Raw genomic sequence first — 16,873 nt, forward strand, 5'->3', positions numbered from 1 at the left:
CCGGTCCATCCATACACCGCTAAACATTCAAGTTGAGAGCGGAGATATTGGCGGCACCGTGGCTTGTGCCTTCGGCGACCATTTTGCATGCAGCTTGGCAAGCATCAGGTAGATGATCGGCGTGGTATAGAGCGTCAGCACCTGTGACACGACGAGCCCGCCGACGATCGTGATCCCAAGCGGCCGACGCAGCTCTGCGCCGGGGCCGGTGGCGATGATCAGCGGAATGGCGCCCATCAATGCGGCAAGGGTCGTCATCAGGATAGGCCGGAAACGCTTGAGGCACGCCTGATAGATGGCTTCTTCCGAAGACAGGCCGAGTATGCGCTCGCCCTGCAGCGCGAAGTCCACCATCATGATGCCGTTCTTCTTGACGATGCCGATCAACAGGATGATGCCGATGAAGGCAATGATCGTCAGCTCGGTGCCGCTGATCGCAAGCGCCAGCAGCGCGCCGAGACCGGCGGACGGCAGCGTCGAGATGATCGTCAGCGGATGCGCCAGGCTCTCATAGAGGATGCCGAGGACGATATAGACCGTCAGCAATGCCGCCAGCAGCAGCAGCGGCTGGCTGCCCGACGACTGGGTGACGCTCGCCGCATCGCCGGCGAAATCCGCATGCAGCGTATCGGGCAAATGCATGTCCAGCACCGCCTTCTGAATGGCGTCGTTCGCCACCTGCAGCGGCGTGTTGAGCGCCAGATTGTAGGAGATGGTGACGGAGGGATATTGGCCCTGATGATTGACCACCAGCGGCGCCAGCGTCCGGTCGATCGACGCCACCGCGCTCAGCGGCACCTGCGTGCCGCCGGAGGCGGGCACATAGAGCTTGGAAATATCGTGGGGATCGAGCGCATACTCGGGATTCGCCTCCAATACGACACGATACTGGTTGCGCTGCGTATAGATCGTCGAGATCTGCCGCTGCGCGAAGGCATTGTTCAGCGCGGAATCTATGGACTGAATGTTCACGCCGAGCTGCGAGGCCAGACTGCGGTCGATATTGACGGTCGCCTGCAAGCCGTTAGGCTGCCTGTCGGTCGCGACATCGGCCAATCCCGGCAGGGCCTGCATCCGCTCCAGCACCTTGGGCGCCCATTCCACCAACTCGTCGTAATTCGCGCCCCAGAGCGTGAACTGATATTGCGATTGCGACTGGCGCGCGCCGGCGCGGATATCGCCCGGCGAAAACAGGAAGGTGCTGAGGCCTGGAACGGCCATCAGCTGCTTGCGCAGCCTGTCTATGACGTCGGCCGTCGGCGCACGCTCCGATTCCGGCTTCAGCGAGATGAAAAGCTGGCCACGATTGATGGAGCTGGAAAAGCCGCCACCGCCGACGGAAGAGCCGATACCGGAAACGGCGGGATCCTTTGAGGCGATATCCGCGGCCTGCTGCTGCAGCTTGACCATGGCGGGATAGGAAATGTCGGTCGCAGCCTGCGTTCCGCCCTGGATGAAGCCGGTGTCATCCTGTGGGATGAAGCCCTTCGGAACCTTGACATAGAGATACCCGGACATGACCACGCAGGCGATGATGACGACCACGGAAAGGAAACGGTGATGCAGCACCGCCCGTAGCGTGCGGCCGTAAAAGCCGGTAATGGCACTGAGCGTGCCCTCGACGATGCGGCCGAACAGGCCGGGCCGGGCATCGATATCGTGCTGACGCAGTCGATGGCCGCAGATCATCGGCGTCAGCGTCAGGGATACCAGTGTCGAAACGACGATGGTAAAGCCGAGCGTCAGCGAGAAGGTCTGAAAGAACCGGCCGACAATGCCGCCCATGAAGAACAGCGGAATGAAGGCGGCAAGCAGCGACAGGCTGATCGAAACGACGGTGAAGCCGATCTGCTTGGCGCCTTCGAGCGCCGCCCGCATCGGCTTCATGCCCGCTTCCAGATTGGCATAGATATTCTCGATCATAACGATGGCATCGTCGACGACGAAGCCGACGGAAACGGCAAGCGCCATCAGCGAGAGATTGTCGATCGACAGGCCGAAGAGCCACATCGCGGCAAAAGTGCCGGCAAGAGACAGCGGCACAGTAACGCCAGCAGCGACTGTAGGGGTAGCGCGCCGCAGGAACACGAAGACGACGGCCATGACCAGACAAATGGTGGCAAGCAACGTCCATTGCATGTCGGTGACGCTGGCATGGATCGTCGTGGTGCGGTCGGAGAGAATCGAGATATTCACACCGGCAGGAATGAGCCGCTGCAATTCGGGGATCAGCTGCTTGACGCCATCGACGGTGGCGATGACGTTCGCATCCGCCTGCTTGGTGATGTTGAGCAGCACGGCCGGTTTGCCGTCATACCAGGCATCCGAGCGGCTGTTGCGTACGCCCGGCTCGACAGTGGCGATATCGGACAAGCGAACCGCCGTGCCGTCCCCGCTCTGTACGATGATCCGTCCATAGGCTTCCGGCGTCCGCAACTGGCTGTTCACGGCAAGGGAGAATGCGCCCGAAGCTCCATCGATCGAGCCGAAGGGGCCGAGCACGCTGGCATTGACGATCGCGGTGCGTACGGCATCGAGCGACAGGCCCATGGCCGAGAGCCGATCAGGATCGAGCCTGACGCGGATGGCCGGCTGGTCTGCGCCACTGACGGTAACGCCGCCGACGCCATCGACCTGCGAAATGCGCTGCACGACCACAGTGTCGGCCGCATCGTAGATGGCGCTCGCAGGCACATTGTCCGAGGTCAGCGCCAGGATCAGCACGGGAGCGGCAGCCGGGTTGATCTTGCGGAAGGATGGCAGCGTCGGCAGGTCGCCCGGCAGGTCGGTCGCCGCCGCGTTCAACGCCGCCTGCACGTCCTGCGCGGCGCCATCGACGCTGCGGGAAAGATCGAATTGTGCGATAATGCTGCTCGAGCCGAGCGAGCTCACCGATGTCAGCTGCGTGACACCGGCGATCGTGCCGAGATGGCGTTCCAGCGGCGCTGCAACGCTCGCCGCCATGCTGGCGGGATCGGCGCCCGGACGGCTGGCGGAGACGACGATTGTGGGAAGGTCGACGGTCGGCAGGCTGGCAACCGGCAGGAAACGATAGGCAACGATGCCGAGGATCACCAGCCCGATCGCCAGAAGCGTCGTCCCGACAGGGCGTTTGATAAACGGCTCGGAGATGTTCATCTCTCGCCACCCGCCAATTCATTCATCTCAGCGCTCGGCGTGCCGCTGGTGCGGCCGACGACCTTGGCGCGCAGACGCTCGAAGGCGAGATAGATCACCGGCGTCGTATAGAGCGTCAAAAGCTGCGAGAGCACGAGACCGCCGATGATGGTGATCCCGAGTGGAATGCGCAACTCTGCGCCCGTGCCCTGCGCCAACGCCAGCGGCAAAGCGCCGAAGAGCGCCGCGAGCGTCGTCATCATGATCGGCCGGAAACGCAGAATCGAGGCTTTCAGAATGGCCGCGCGGGGCTCGAGACCTTCCTTGCGCTCCGCCTCCAGCGCAAAGTCGATCATCATGATCGCATTCTTCTTGACGATACCCATCAGGAGCACGACGCCGATGAGAGCGATGATCGAGAGATCCTGCCCGAACAGCATCAGCGCCAGCAGTGCGCCGACGCCGGCCGAAGGCAGCGTCGACAGGATCGTCACCGGATGCACGGCGCTCTCATAGAGCAGGCCGAGCACGATGTAGATCGTCACGATAGCCGCCAGGATCAGCCAGGGCTCACCCGCAAGCGACGAGGCAAACTCTTCGGCATCGCCCGAATATTTGCGCTGGATATTGTCGGGCATCTCGATATCTCGCTCCGCCGCCTTGATCTCCGCGACGGCATCGCTGAGCGAGGCGCCCTTGGCGAGATCGAAGCTGAGCGTCACGGCCGGGAATTGCTCATCATGGCTGATGACCAGCGGCGCGGTCGTGAAACTCGCCGTCGTGAAGGCGTTGAGCGGCACCTGCGTATCGCTGGCACCGGCGACATAAAGCTTGTCGAGCGATTTGGGATCCGACTGATATTGCGGCGCCGCCTCCAGGATGACGCGATACTGGTTGGCCTGGCCATAGATCGTTGCGATCTGCCGCTGGCCGAAGGCATCATTCAAAGTATCGCTGACGGCCTGCATCGACACGCCGAGCCGCGAGGCGGTCTCGCGATTGACATCGACGAAGATGCGCCCACCACCCATCTCCACTTCGGAGGCGACATCCATCAGCTTCGGGCTTTCCTGCAGGCGCTGGGCGAGCTTCTGCGCCCAGTCGACCACCGTATTCGTGTCCGTGCCCGTCAAGGTATATTGGTAGGGTGCACGGCTGGCCCTGGTGCTGATCGAAATATCGCGCACACTTTGGAAGGTGACGTGGATGCCGGGCATGCCGGTAACTTCGCCGCGCATTCGTTCGATAATCTGATCAGCGGACGCATTACGCTCACTCCGCGGCTTCAAGACAAGGCTGAGATTACCGGTATTCAGCGTCAGATTGCTGGCGCTGGCACCGATGACGGCAACGACGCCGGTAACATCCGGATCCTTGCGCAGTCGGTCGGTCACATCAGCCTGGATCTGCTTCATGGTTTCGAAGGAGGTCGTCGGTTCGGCCTCGATGACGGCGGTGATGAGGCCCGTATCCTGCGCCGGCAGGAAACCCTTGGGGATGACGACATAGAGCGCGATCGTCGCAGCCAGCGTCACCACCGTCACCAGCAGCATGAGACGGCTGCGATCCACGGCCCAGACAAGGCTGCGCCGATAGCCTTCAACCATCCAGTCGGTGAAACGGTCGGCACCGGCCAGAAAGCCGCCCTGATGCTCTTTCGGCTTGCGCAGGATGCGCGCGCACATCATCGGCGTGAGCGTCAGCGAGACCACGGCCGACACGACGACGGCAATGGTGAGCGTCAGTGCGAATTCGCGGAACATGCGGCCGACAATGCCGGTCATGAACAGTAGCGGAATGAAGACGGCGACCAGCGATACGGTCAGCGAAATGATGGTGAACCCGATCTCGCCGGCGCCCTTCAGCGCCGCCTGCATCGGATTTTCACCTTCCTCGATATGGCGGGCGATGTTCTCGATCATCACGATAGCGTCGTCCACGACGAAGCCGGTGCCGATGGTCAGCGCCATGAGCGAGAGATTGTCGAGGCTGAAGCCGGCAAACCACATGACGCCGAAAGTGGCAATCAGCGACAGCGGCAGCGCGACGCCGGCAATGAAGGTCGCAGTCATCGTCCGCAGGAACAGCAGCACGACCAGGATGACGAGGCCGATGCTGATGACGAGCGTCCATTGCACGTCATGGATCGAAGCGCGGATCGTCTCGGTGCGGTCGTTCACGATGTCAAGCGAAATACCGGCCGGCATCGCCTGCTTCAGCTTCGGGATCTGCTTCAGCACGTTCTCGACGGTCTGGATGACGTTGGCGCCCGGCTGACGCATGATATCGAGAATGACGGCGGGCTGCCCCTGATACCAGGCACCGACTCGATTATTCTCCAGCCCCTCGACGACCGTTGCGACGTCCTTCAACTGCACCGGCGCACTGTTGCGGTAGGCGACGATGACGGATTTATAGACATTGGGATCGACGATCTGATCGTTCGCGGCGAGCGTGAAACTCTGCTGTGTGCCGTCGAGCGAACCCTTAGCGCCGGCCACGCTGGCATTGGTGATCGCCGAGCGAATATCCTCCAGCGCCAGCCCATAGGAAGCGAGACGCGGCAGATCCACCTGGATGCGGATGGCGGGTTTGACGCCGCCCTGGATGTTGACGTCGCCGACACCCGACACTTCGCTCAAGCGCTGCGCCATCATGGTGTCGGCAAAATCGCTGAGCTCACGGATCGAATAGCTGTTGGAACGCAGCGCCAGCGTCACGATCGGCGTATCGGCCGGATTCACCTTCGAATAGGTCGGCGGATAGGGAAGCGTGCGCGGCAAAGTCGATCCGGCGGCGTTGATCGCTGCCTGCACGTCCTGCGCGGCGCCATCGATATCGCGGCCAAGATCGAACTGCAGCGTGATCTGGCTGATACCGAAGGCGCTCGACGAGGTCATGGAGGCAAGCGAAGGGATCTGGCCGAGCGGTCGCTCCAGGGGTGCGGTCACCAGCGCCGCCATCGTATCGGGATCGGCGCCCGGAAGCTGCGTCGTCACCTGGATCGTCGGGAAATCTACCTGCGGCAGCGGCGCGACCGGCAGGAAGAGAAAGCCGAGAATGCCGCCCAACAGAACCGCTACCCCGAGAAGCGTGGTGGCGATCGGCCTGGAAATGAAGAGCGACGAGACGTTCATTGTTGCTGCGTCGGCGTAGCGGAGGAATTGTTGTTGGAGGCCGAGCCGCCGCCCGTATCCGCACCCTGCTCGCCGCCGGCGCCAGGCTGACCATCGTGGCCGCGATGGCCACTATGACCGCCGGCACCGCCCTGCCCGCCCTGGCCACCATTTCCACCCTGGCCATTGTGGCGGCGGTGCGGACGTTCGCTCGCATTCGCGGTGCCTGGAGCAGCATTCTGTTGGTCGTTTTCTGCAACAGGCTGCCCGTTATTGTCGGTTGACGGAGCAGCCGGCGACGCCTGATCCGGATTGGCCGAAATCTGCACCTTCGATCCATTCTGAAGCCGCGCGAAACCGGTCGTCACCACTTTATCGCCGGGCGCCACCCCATCGGCGATGACGGCGAGCGTATCGTCCTGCTGGCGCACCTTCACCGGCTTCATCGCGACCGTCTGATCCCGGCCGATGATATAGACGAAGGTGCCGTTCGGTCCGCGCTGCACGGCGCCGCTCGGAATGACGGTAACGCCCTTCAGCGTCTCGACGAGCAAGCGGGCATTGACGAAGGCGCCTGGCCACAGCGCCAGTTTGTCGTTGGGGAAATTCGCCTTCAGCTTGACCGTACCCGTAGTGGGATCGACCTGATTGTCGACCACGCCAAGCGAGCCGTTGTCGACCACCGTCTCGCCGTCATTGCCCATGGCCTGGACGGCAAGCGTTCCGGCCTCACTGGCCGCATTGACGCGGGCAAGCTGTTGCTGGGGAATGGAAAACAGCACGGAGATCGGCTTGATCTGCGAGAGCGTCACGATGCCGGTCGCATCGGACGAGCTGACGAGATTGCCGACGTCCACGTTGCGGATGCCGGTGCGCCCATCGAAGGCCGCCCTGATCGTCGTATAATCGAGTGTTGCCTGCGCGCTTTCGATGGCTGCCACATCCACCTGGACCTGTGCTGTATATTGGGCCACCAATGATGTCTGCGTGTCGACCTGCTGCTGCGTGCCGGACGCGCTCTTTACCATCAGCTGATAGCGGGCGAGATCGCGCTGGGCGCCTGCAAGCAGGGCTTCGTCCTGCGCCTTCTTGGCGATCGCCTGGTCGAGCTGCGCCTTATAGACGGAATCGTCGATACGGGCGATGACATCACCCTTCTTGATATCCTGGCCCTCACCGAAATTGATTTCGACGATTCGTCCGCTGACCTGCGCGCGCACCGTCACGGTATTCAGCGCCTTCACCGACCCAACGCCGTTAATGTAGACGGGGACATCGGCCGTCGTCGCATCGGCAGCAAGCACGGGAACCGGCCCGCTGAACTGCGACATGCTGCGCCGTCCGCCACCACTGCCACCCTGCCTTTGACCGCCACGGCGTCCGTCCTGGGCTTGTTCCCCCGGTGCTGCAGCATTCTGGTAGCCAAGCAGCTTCTCCGCCGGCCCAAGCCAACGATCGCGGGTCGCATAGGCGCCATATCCGACTGCGCCGATCACTGCCAACCAAACGACGACCCGAAACGTCCGAGCCATTCACGCACCTTTCCTCAAATCCCGGGGCGACGACGATCCCGCGCTATTCATGGCGCGACCTTAGCTTGCATCGTGCCGCTTAGGAATTTGGTATGGCCATTAAATTTTGTCCATTTTAGCGCCACTTAGCGTAACAAACTGTAACATTGGACGAAAAACTAGGGTTGTGGTTGCAAGGTGGATGCGTCTACCCGCACAAGCCGCTGCAGCGCCTCAAAGCACGCCCCAGCCACGGTAGCGACCGCGACCCGTCATCTCGCGCAGGCCGAGCTCGGCCACCAGATTAAGCGCGCCTCTGGAGGTGACGCCGACATGACGTGCGATCATTTTCGCCGAAACGATCGGCCGCGACAGCACGATATCGATGACTTCGGGCAGGCTGCTGTTGGACCGCCGGTCCTTGAGCCGGAGCTCCATCTGCAGCCGGGCAAGCGAAAGGCGATCGAGCTCCTTCAGGCCCGAATCGGCCGAAAGTGCCATGGCCTCCAGAAAGGCTGTCAGCCGCGTGGTGCGATCCGGTGCACGCCGGCGATCGTGACGGACGGCTTTCAGGCCGACATTCAGGCAGAAGAGATGGGATGTGACCTTGCCCCGGCTGCGCAGATAGGCGCTGACCAGCAAGCCGCCGAGCCAATGCTGCCGCCGCAGTGGCTCGATGCGCTCCCAGGCATCGAAAAGCACCGCCGCGCCGAGAACGGGCGGCAGCAGATCCGCGTCGCGAATGACGGCGCGCCAACTCTCCAGCCGCTCGTCCTCATCCCAATCCTCATCGCGAACGAGCGCAAGGGGATCTTCGACATCGATCGTAGGCTGCCGGGCTTCCGGAACGCCGCCGTTCAGGATCTTGTCGGATCGGGCGAGGATCGCGTCGATCTCGGCGAAATCGACACCGAAATCGTCTTCCTCATCCTCCGGCTCGTCGGGGTCCATAGCCGGGACAGGCGGTGAACGCGGCGCAATGGCGTCCTCGGCTTCGCCAACATCACCGCGCAGGACGGCAAGACCGGCCGGCTCGAGCCCCCAGGACGGATCGGCGGTCCAAAGGCGGCGACGGCTGCGCAGCACCGCATGGGCGATGGTCAGCTCGTGCGTCGGTGTGCGCGTATCCATGCGCGCATCATGCAGGACGAGATCCTCCACATGCACGAGTTCGCCGCCGACCCAGAGCGCACCCGCTGCATCGAAAAAGTGCCCGCGCTCGCGAAAGCCATCCGCCACCGCATGCCTCAAGACACGCTCATCCAGCCGCGCCAACATATCCTCCGCCTTGACGATAGCGGGCAGAAGCATGGCAAGCGGCAGCGTTGTCAGATCATATCGCATTGGAATCACATCATTGCATCGATCTTACGGAACTTATCATCGCCATCCGCAGCGAGATAGGAAGGCGGCCCTGTGAACTGTGGATGGCAATCACTATTTTCCGGCTTGACCTTCCAGCGATGGGAAGGTCCATAGACCCGTCCGAAGCCCCTTCGGGCAAAGGAGTATGACATGGCACCGCATGACGAGCACGATCACAGCCATCATGGACACGATCACCATAACACCCACACGCAGGATGAAGTGATCCGCGATCCCGTCTGCGGCATGACCGTCGACCCCGATGCCGGCAAGCCGTCACTGGAATATCACGGGCGCACATTCCACTTTTGCAGCAATGGCTGCCGTACAAAATTCGAGGCCGCACCGGAAAACTACCTCACGGCCAAGGATCCCGTCTGCGGTATGATGGTGGATCGCGCCACTGCCCGATATTTCACGAAGCACGAGGGCGAGAAATTCTATTTCTGCTCGGCCGGCTGCAAGGCGAAGTTCGAAGCGGACCCATCGGCTTATCTCGACGGCAACAAGCCCACGCCAAAACCGATGCCGAAAGGCACGCTCTATACCTGCCCGATGCATCCCGAGGTGATCAGCGACCATCCTGGCGACTGCCCGAAATGCGGCATGGCGCTGGAGCCGATGGGTGTCCCGGCCGCCGATGAAGGCCCGAACCCCGAACTTGTTGATTTCACGCGTCGGCTCCGGATCAGCGCCGCCCTGTCGCTGCCGCTACTTGCCATCAGTATGGGCCCGATGATCGGCCTGCCCATTCGCGACTGGATCGGCGAACCCCTCGCCACCTGGGTCGAACTTCTGCTCGCGACGCCGGTCGTGCTTTGGGCGGCTCTTCCCTTCTTCCGCCGCGCCTGGAATTCGCTCGTCAACCGCAGCCCCAATATGTGGACGCTAATCGGCCTCGGCGTCGGCACCGCCTATCTCTACAGCGTCATCGCCACGCTCGCCCCCGGCCTGTTTCCGATGAGCTTCCGAGGACATGGCGAGAGCGTGCCCGTTTATTTCGAGGCGGCTTCCGTCATCGTCGCGCTGGTCTTCGTCGGCCAGGTACTGGAATTGAAAGCCCGCGAGCGCACCGGCTCGGCCATTCGCGCCCTTCTCGATCTCGCGCCGAAAACGGCAAGACGCATCGGCGCCAATGGTAGCGAAACCGATGTGCCCGTCGACGAGATCCAGGCCGGCGACCGGCTGCGCGTGCGACCCGGCGAGCGCGTTCCCGTGGACGGCTCCGTCATCGAGGGCCAATCGACCGTCGATGAATCGATGATCACAGGCGAGCCCCTGCCGGTCGAAAAGGCCAGGGGCGATGCCTTGACCGGCGGCACGATCAACAAAAATGGCGCGCTCATCATGCAGGCCGAGAAAGTCGGCGCCGAGACCACGCTCTCGCGCATCGTCGAGCTTGTCGCCAAGGCGCAGCGCTCGCGCGCGCCGATCCAAACGATGGTCGATCGCGTCTCTGCCGTCTTTGTGCCGGCCGTTGTCGCAGCTGCCATCATCGCTTTCGCCGTCTGGGCCTTTGTCGGGCCGGAGCCTCGGCTGGCGCATGCGCTGCTTGCCGCCGTCGCCGTGCTGATCATCGCCTGCCCCTGTGCGCTGGGGCTGGCGACGCCCATGTCCATCATGATCGCCACAGGCCGAGGCGCACATGAAGGCGTGCTGGTGCGCGACGCCGAGGCGCTGGAACGCTTCGCCAAGGTGGACACGCTGATCGTCGACAAAACAGGCACGCTGACCGAAGGCAAACCGAACCTGACCGATATCGTCACCGCTGCGGGCACCGACGAGGCACGCCTCCTCTCGCTCGCCGCCAGCCTGGAGCGCGGCTCCGAGCACCCGCTGGCTGAAGCCATCGTTGCCGGCGCGAAGGAGCGCGGGGCACGCTTCGTCGATATCTCCGGCTTTACGGCGGTGACAGGCAAGGGCGTGGAGGGCCGCTCCGGTGACACCGCGATCGCTCTCGGCAATGCCGCGATGATGGCCGACCTTGGCGTTGCGGCTGACGCATTGAAAACCGAGACAGAGCGCCTGCGCAGCGAAGGCAAGACGGTCATGTTCGTCGCCATCGGCAGGAAGCTGGCCGGCCTCGTCGCCGTCGCCGACCGGATCAAGCCGACCACGGCAGCCGCCATCAAGGCGCTGCATGAAAGCGGCCTGACGATCGTCATGGCGACCGGCGACAACGGCAAGACCGCCGCTGCCGTCGCCAGAGAGCTCGGGATCGACGAGGTGCGTGCGGACATGCTGCCGGAAGGCAAGAAGGCGCTAGTCGACGAGTTGCGGGCTAAAGGCCGTATCGTTGCCATGGCGGGCGACGGCGTCAACGATGCTCCCGCGCTTGCATCAGCCGATGTCGGCATTGCCATGGGCACGGGCGCCGATGTCGCCATGGAAAGCGCAGGGATCACCCTGGTGAAGGGCGATCTCAACGGCATCGTCCGCGCCCGCCATCTCTCGGAAGCGACGATCCGCAACATCAAGCAGAACCTTGCCTTCGCCTTCGGCTACAATGCGCTCGGCGTGCCGCTGGCGGCAGGCGTGCTCTATCCAGTCTTCGGCCTGCTTCTGTCGCCGATGATCGCTGCAGCCGCGATGAGCCTGTCATCGGTCTCGGTGATCGCCAACGCACTCCGGCTACGGTTGGTGAAATGAAGACGTCGAAGGCGATTCGCTCGCCTTCCCTGCACGGAACGGCCCCTCACCCCGGCCCTCTCCCCGCCTGCGGGGAGAGGGGGCTTAGTCGAATAGCCTACGATCTTCCTGCAAATTGGCCATCTGGCAGTGTTGTCCCTTCTCCCCGTGTGCGGGGAGAAGGCTAGGATGAGGGGCCATACTCGCAGGCGCGGCATCAATAAGCACGCCTGGCCAGCCCCTCTATCGCTCCAGTCAGCCAACCCGCTCCACAGCAATCGCGGTCGCCTCGCCACCGCCGATGCAGAGCGCGGCAACACCCTTCCTTGCTCCCTGGCGCTCAAGCGCATGCAGCAGCGTCACGATCAGCCGCGCCCCTGTGGCGCCGATCGGATGGCCAAGCGCGCAGGCGCCGCCGTTGACGTTGAGCCGGTCGCGCGCAATGCCGAGCTCCTTGGCAGCCGCCATGGCGACGACGGCGAAGGCCTCGTTGATCTCGAAGAGATCGACATCGCCGATCTTCCAGCCCGTCTTGTCGAGCAGCTTGCGGATCGCCGGGATCGGCGCGGTGGTGTACCAGGCCGGTTCCTGAGAATGCGTCGCATGCGCCTTGATTTCGGCAAGGATCGGCAATCCCTCGCGCTCGGCAAGCGAACGGCGCGTCAGGATGAGTGCTGCCGCACCATCGGCATTGGCCGAGGCACTGGCAGCCGTAATCGTGCCATCCTTGCGGAAGGCGGGCTTCAGCGTCGGGATTTTTTCCGGCGAGACCTTTTGCGGATGCTCGTCCTTGGCAATGGTGACCGGGCCGCCCTTGGCCATGACGGAAACCGGCGTGATTTCGGCTTCGAAGGCGCCGTTCTCCGTTGCGCTATGGGCACGCGACAACGTTTCGACGGCATAGGCATCCTGATCGTCGCGGCTGAACTGATAGGCCTCGACCGCCATTTCACCGAAATCGCCCATAGAGCGACCCTTCTCATAGGCATCTTCCAGCCCGTCGAGCATCATGTGGTCGAAGATGCGATCGTGGCCCATGCGGTAACCACCGCGCGCCTTTGCAAGCAGATAAGGCGCATTCGACATCGATTCCATGCCGCCGGCGACCGCGATGGAAGCAGAGCCTGCGAGAAGCAGGTCATGTGCCAGCATGGTGGCCTTCATGCCTGAACCGCAGACCTTGTTGATGGTGGTGGCGCCGACGGCATCCGGCAAACCAGCCCCGCGTGCAGCCTGCCGGGCTGGCGCCTGCCCTTGCCCCGCAGGCAGGACGCAGCCGAACAGAACCTCGTCCACTCTCTCGGCAGAAAGTCCGGCGCGCTCCAGCGCAGCACGGATGACATGCGCGCCAAGCTCGTGCGCCTGCAAAGGCGAGAAATCTCCTTGGAAACGGCCCAGCGGCGTGCGGGTGGCGGAAACAATGACGATGGGATCTAGAACGGACATGACATCTCCTCACGGTCGGCAAACATATCTTCAGCCCATTTCTATCACGTTAGATGATGATCGTCATCTAAATATCGCAGGAAAGAGGATACGACCGACGGCGGATATGATTGCCCTCACCGCGTACAGACCCTAAGGATATCCATAGGCTTTGAAGGGATATTCCATGCCGCTTTACATTAAGGACGACGCCATCGACCGATTGGCGCGCCGCTATCAGGCGCTGACCAGGGCCACCACCAAGACGGAAGCCGTACGGCTTGCCTTGCAGAAGGCGCTGGATGAGGAGCTGACCAAGCCGGCTCTTGCTGACGTCGCCGTCGCTTTTTGCCGCAATCTCAAGCAGAAGGCCATCGCCAAAAGCGTAAGCGCCGACATAGCGGGAGAGATTTGATGTTCATCGACGCTTCAGTGCTGTCGGCGATGATGACCGATGAAGAGGAGGCGCGCGCCTTCGCCATCCGCATGCAGCCGGCAACGGCACGAATGACCTCGCCGCTTGTCGCAGCGAATGCCGCAATCCTGGTCTCCGATATTTTGGGATTGTCGCCTATCGAGGCCGGCGAAGCTGTCCGCACGTTTCTGCAGCTCATGAACATTCAGCCGCTTGCGGTGCCGCCTCGCGCCGCCATCTTGGCGACCGAAGCCTACGAGCGCTATGGCCAAGGCGGCCATACGGCGCGCCTCAGCCTTGACGATTGCATGACCTATGCCTGCGCTCGCTATTATCGCCAGCCGCTATTGTCGAAAAGCGACCCGTTCAAGCAGACAGATATCGAGCTGGCATAGAGCATGTCGCGTAAAAGTGTGCAGCGGTTTTGCGACGACGACATGCACAAAATCAAAGACCTAAAGCGTGAGAAGCGAATCTGAAAGATCGCGACGCGCTTTAGGCCAGCTCGAGCCATCACGTCATTACGGGCAAAGCGAGGCGGAGCCTGCACTATAGGTGCTCGAACGAGCACCGACGGAGTTAGGAGCAGCGGCGCATTGCAAGCGGGAAATGGAGTCGCCGGCGCGGATCGGGCCGGTCACCGACGGATCGGTATTGATCGTGCCGTCCGGAAGGATTGCATCCTTCGAATGGTCGACGCTGCCGACATCGGCCTGGAACGCCTCGACATTGACGCGCTTGGGATGATGCTTATGCACCTGCTCTGCCATGGCGGCGCTGGACATGCCGAGGACGAGAGCGGAGATGGCGAGGGTTCTGAGCAGCATGGGACTGCCTCCTGTGGGAGTTGACGCGAATTTCATATGGGAACCGGCAGCTCACTTTACAGCGGCTTGCCTGTCAATATCGTTAAGAATTTGAAGGTTTTGATTAGGTCTTCACTTTATGGCGGGATACCTCTGCGCCGGCATCGTGCGGCAGGCTGATAAAACGCAATGCGGAGATGCCACCGATAAGGCCAATGATGAGGAAAGCCCAGCGAAAATCGATGAGCGAGAGCGTTTCCCCACCATGAATCGTGCGCGAGAGATTGAGAACGGCGGCAGCGACGGCAACGCCGAGCAATAGCGAAACCTGCTGCAGCATGCTCGACAATGTCGAGGCGGAGCTGCGCTGCGCGGCATGGATATCGGCAAACCCCAGCGTATTCAGCGCCGTGAAGTTCATCGAACGCGACAGGCCGGCGATGAATAGTAGGCAATATATCAACGCATCTGGTGTCGATGGAGACAGAAGCGCGCATCCGGCAATGCTTGCGGATGAGATCAGGCCGTTGACGACGAGCACGTTGCGGAAACCGAAAATCCTCAGCATGTGCGTTGTTATCGCCTTCATGCCGAGATTGCCGGCGAAATAGAAGAGCAGATAAGTGCCCGCATCGATCGCCGTACGGCCGAAACCGACTTGGAAGAGCAGCGGGATCAGGAAAGGCGTCGCGTTGATCGCCACACGGCTCGCCGTGCCGGCCGAAAGCGTCGACATCGCGAAGGTCTGCACCTTGAAGGCGGAGAGATCGAGCAAGGGCGCATCGACCGTCATGAAATGCCGGGTGGCGATGATGGAGAAAACCACACCTGCTACGATCAACCCAATGCTGGGCGCCAGCCCCGTCGTGCCCTGCACCACGAATTCGAGCCCGGCAAGCAGGAAGGTCAACCCCGCCGCCGATTGCAAGAAGCCGATGAAATCAAGACGCGCGACATTTCCCTCCCGCTGATCCGGGACGAAGCGCAGGACGAGACCGAGACCGATGACGCCGATCGGGATATTGATCAGGAAGTTCCAATGCCAGCTGAGATAGGTGGTGATGAAGCTGCCAAGCACCGGGCCGATGACAGGAGCGGTCAGCGCCGGCCAGGTGATCGTCGACATCGCATGCACCAGATCGGATTTGCGAGCATTCTTCAACACGATGATGCGTCCCACGGGCGTCATCAGTGCGCTGCCGATGCCTTGAACGGCACGGGCAATGATGAACTCGGTCAAATTGCCCGAGAGGCCGCAAAACAGCGATGCCACGGTGAAGATCGTAATCGACGCCAGGAACACGCGCCGCGCGCCATAGCGATCGCCGGCCCAGCCGGCCAGCGGCACGAAGGCGGCCATGGTCAGCAGATAGACCGTGATGCCGATGCTCATCGAAACCGGCTCGACGCCGAAGGTTTTCGCCATCTGCGGCAGCGAGGTGGTGACGATAGTGCCGTCCAGGATCTGCATGAAGAAGGAGACGGCGACGACAAAGGCGATGATGCGGGACTGCCGGCCGAAACTTACTTCGGAAGGCTCTTCTATGGTCCGGACAACGGTCATGATCTGAATTCGGAGATTGGCGTTCAAAGGAGCCGTGCATGCCGGCCGTAATCATACGATCATTGAATACGCCCATGATGGTGGCTTGCAAAGCCACAAACCCAGCCGTCGCCATCAAAAATTGACACGGTGACATAAGAACCGCGATTCCAGAGAGCCAGGCCACCTCACCCGCAAGGCGCCGGGAGCGTCAATCGTCCGAGTAACGCTGCTCCCGCCACGGATCACCATACATGTGGTAGCCGTTTTTCTCCCAGAAGCCGGCCCTGTCCGCACCGATGAGCTCGATGCGATTCAGCCATTTGGCGCTCTTCCAGAAGTAAAGATGCGGCACGACGAGGCGCATCGGGCCGCCATGTTCGACTGTCAGCGACTGGCCTTCCCAGGCAGTCGCGAGGATCGCATCCTCGGCAGCGAAATCAGCAAGCGGCAGGTTGGTGATATAGCCGTCATAACTCGTCAACAGCACATGATGAGCTTCGGCCGTCGGCATGGCGAGATCGAGGAGATCGCGCGTCGAAACCCCTTCCCAGCGATTGTCATAGCGCGACCAGGTCGTCACGCAGTGAATATCGCTGACGCGAGTGCTTTGCTCGATCGCCCGGAAAGCGGCCCAATCGAGGCTGAGCCGATTTTCCACGAAGCCGATCACATCGAGCCGCCAATTCGACAAAGAAATCTGCGGCTGCACGCCGAGGTCGAGCACCGGCCAGTTCTTGACAAGATGCTGCCCCGGCGGCAGCCGCTCTGTTTCGGGCCGGCTAATGCGCCCCGTCAAAAACTTGCCCTCCGCCGCCCAGCGGCGCTTAGAGGTGGTGAGCTTGCTATCGGCGGGGATTTGGTCGTCGCTCATGCCGGTATCCTCTCTCTGCTGAACGGAAATAGGATGACCGCGCTGGGCAGGTGTCAAGTCAAGGAACGGCGGA

At 62.1% G+C, this 16,873-nt stretch carries 11 protein-coding genes; 3 read left to right on the top strand and 8 right to left on the bottom strand.

Annotated elements, in window-relative coordinates; all coding sequences use genetic code 11:
* Window positions 1–27: 27 nt before the first annotated feature.
* The 4 genes from PH562_RS27525 to PH562_RS27540 all read right to left on the bottom strand — a co-directional run bounded on the left by PH562_RS27525 (window position 28) and on the right by PH562_RS27540 (window position 9,088).
* Window positions 28–3,138: an efflux RND transporter permease subunit gene (locus tag PH562_RS27525; protein ID WP_285176881.1), complete on the bottom strand. Its 3,111-nt coding sequence runs from the start codon at window positions 3,136–3,138 to the stop codon at window positions 28–30.
* Window positions 3,135–6,254 (bottom strand): efflux RND transporter permease subunit, encoded by a 3,120-nt coding sequence (locus PH562_RS27530; protein WP_285176883.1) that lies wholly within the window; start codon window positions 6,252–6,254, stop codon window positions 3,135–3,137. The genes PH562_RS27525 and PH562_RS27530 overlap by 4 nt, the downstream gene beginning before the upstream one ends.
* Entirely contained in the window at window positions 6,251–7,765 is a 1,515-nt protein-coding gene (locus PH562_RS27535) for an efflux RND transporter periplasmic adaptor subunit (protein ID WP_285176885.1), read from the bottom strand. The genes PH562_RS27530 and PH562_RS27535 overlap by 4 nt, the downstream gene beginning before the upstream one ends.
* Window positions 7,766–7,978: 213 nt before the next feature.
* Entirely contained in the window at window positions 7,979–9,088 is a 1,110-nt protein-coding gene (locus PH562_RS27540; RefSeq protein WP_285176887.1) for an RHE_PE00001 family protein, read from the bottom strand.
* Window positions 9,089–9,259: 171 nt separating this feature from the next.
* On the opposite strand from PH562_RS27540, the gene PH562_RS27545 reads away from it, so the two are divergent.
* Window positions 9,260–11,758 (top strand): heavy metal translocating P-type ATPase, encoded by a 2,499-nt coding sequence (locus PH562_RS27545; RefSeq protein WP_285176889.1) that lies wholly within the window; start codon window positions 9,260–9,262, stop codon window positions 11,756–11,758.
* A 234-nt stretch (window positions 11,759–11,992) separates the two neighbouring features.
* Here the strand turns inward: PH562_RS27545 and PH562_RS27550 are convergent, their stop codons facing one another.
* Complete coding sequence (locus PH562_RS27550) at window positions 11,993–13,183, bottom strand: acetyl-CoA C-acyltransferase (protein WP_285176890.1); 1,191 nt, start codon at window positions 13,181–13,183, stop codon at window positions 11,993–11,995.
* A 166-nt stretch (window positions 13,184–13,349) separates the two neighbouring features.
* On the opposite strand from PH562_RS27550, the gene PH562_RS27555 reads away from it, so the two are divergent.
* Both PH562_RS27555 and PH562_RS27560 read left to right on the top strand, forming a co-directional pair.
* Window positions 13,350–13,577, top strand: a complete 228-nt coding sequence (locus PH562_RS27555; RefSeq protein ID WP_285176891.1) for a type II toxin-antitoxin system VapB family antitoxin — start codon at window positions 13,350–13,352, stop codon at window positions 13,575–13,577.
* Window positions 13,577–13,972: a type II toxin-antitoxin system VapC family toxin gene (locus PH562_RS27560; RefSeq protein ID WP_285176892.1), complete on the top strand. Its 396-nt coding sequence runs from the start codon at window positions 13,577–13,579 to the stop codon at window positions 13,970–13,972. The genes PH562_RS27555 and PH562_RS27560 overlap by 1 nt, the downstream gene beginning before the upstream one ends.
* Before the next feature lie 126 nt (window positions 13,973–14,098).
* On the opposite strand, the gene PH562_RS27565 is transcribed toward PH562_RS27560, so the two are convergent.
* The 3 genes from PH562_RS27565 to PH562_RS27575 form a co-directional block, all read right to left on the bottom strand.
* Window positions 14,099–14,404, bottom strand: a complete 306-nt coding sequence (locus PH562_RS27565; RefSeq protein WP_113231398.1) for a hypothetical protein — start codon at window positions 14,402–14,404, stop codon at window positions 14,099–14,101.
* A gap of 103 nt (window positions 14,405–14,507) precedes the next feature.
* Window positions 14,508–15,947 carry an MFS transporter gene (locus PH562_RS27570; protein ID WP_285176894.1) on the bottom strand — a complete coding sequence of 480 codons (1,440 nt, stop codon included), beginning with the start codon at window positions 15,945–15,947 and terminating at the stop codon, window positions 14,508–14,510.
* 190 nt (window positions 15,948–16,137) lie between these two features.
* A complete protein-coding gene (locus tag PH562_RS27575; RefSeq protein WP_285176897.1) occupies window positions 16,138–16,800 on the bottom strand; it encodes a sulfite oxidase-like oxidoreductase in 663 nt (220 codons plus the stop codon).
* Window positions 16,801–16,873 lie beyond the last annotated feature (73 nt).

Origin of the sequence: Rhizobium centroccidentale, assembly GCF_030182565.1 — a bacterium.
Lineage (GTDB): Bacteria > Pseudomonadota > Alphaproteobacteria > Rhizobiales > Rhizobiaceae > Rhizobium.

Coding starts and splice junctions, on each gene's coding strand:
- PH562_RS27525 (WP_285176881.1), bottom strand. CDS start 3,138: ATGAACATCTCCGAGCCGTTTATCAAACGCCCTGTCGGGACGACGCTT.
- PH562_RS27530 (WP_285176883.1), bottom strand. CDS start 6,254: ATGAACGTCTCGTCGCTCTTCATTTCCAGGCCGATCGCCACCACGCTT.
- PH562_RS27535 (WP_285176885.1), bottom strand. CDS start 7,765: ATGGCTCGGACGTTTCGGGTCGTCGTTTGGTTGGCAGTGATCGGCGCA.
- PH562_RS27540 (WP_285176887.1), bottom strand. CDS start 9,088: ATGCGATATGATCTGACAACGCTGCCGCTTGCCATGCTTCTGCCCGCT.
- PH562_RS27545 (WP_285176889.1), top strand. CDS start 9,260: ATGGCACCGCATGACGAGCACGATCACAGCCATCATGGACACGATCAC.
- PH562_RS27550 (WP_285176890.1), bottom strand. CDS start 13,183: ATGTCCGTTCTAGATCCCATCGTCATTGTTTCCGCCACCCGCACGCCG.
- PH562_RS27555 (WP_285176891.1), top strand. CDS start 13,350: ATGCCGCTTTACATTAAGGACGACGCCATCGACCGATTGGCGCGCCGC.
- PH562_RS27560 (WP_285176892.1), top strand. CDS start 13,577: ATGTTCATCGACGCTTCAGTGCTGTCGGCGATGATGACCGATGAAGAG.
- PH562_RS27565 (WP_113231398.1), bottom strand. CDS start 14,404: ATGCTGCTCAGAACCCTCGCCATCTCCGCTCTCGTCCTCGGCATGTCC.
- PH562_RS27570 (WP_285176894.1), bottom strand. CDS start 15,947: ATGACCGTTGTCCGGACCATAGAAGAGCCTTCCGAAGTAAGTTTCGGC.
- PH562_RS27575 (WP_285176897.1), bottom strand. CDS start 16,800: ATGAGCGACGACCAAATCCCCGCCGATAGCAAGCTCACCACCTCTAAG.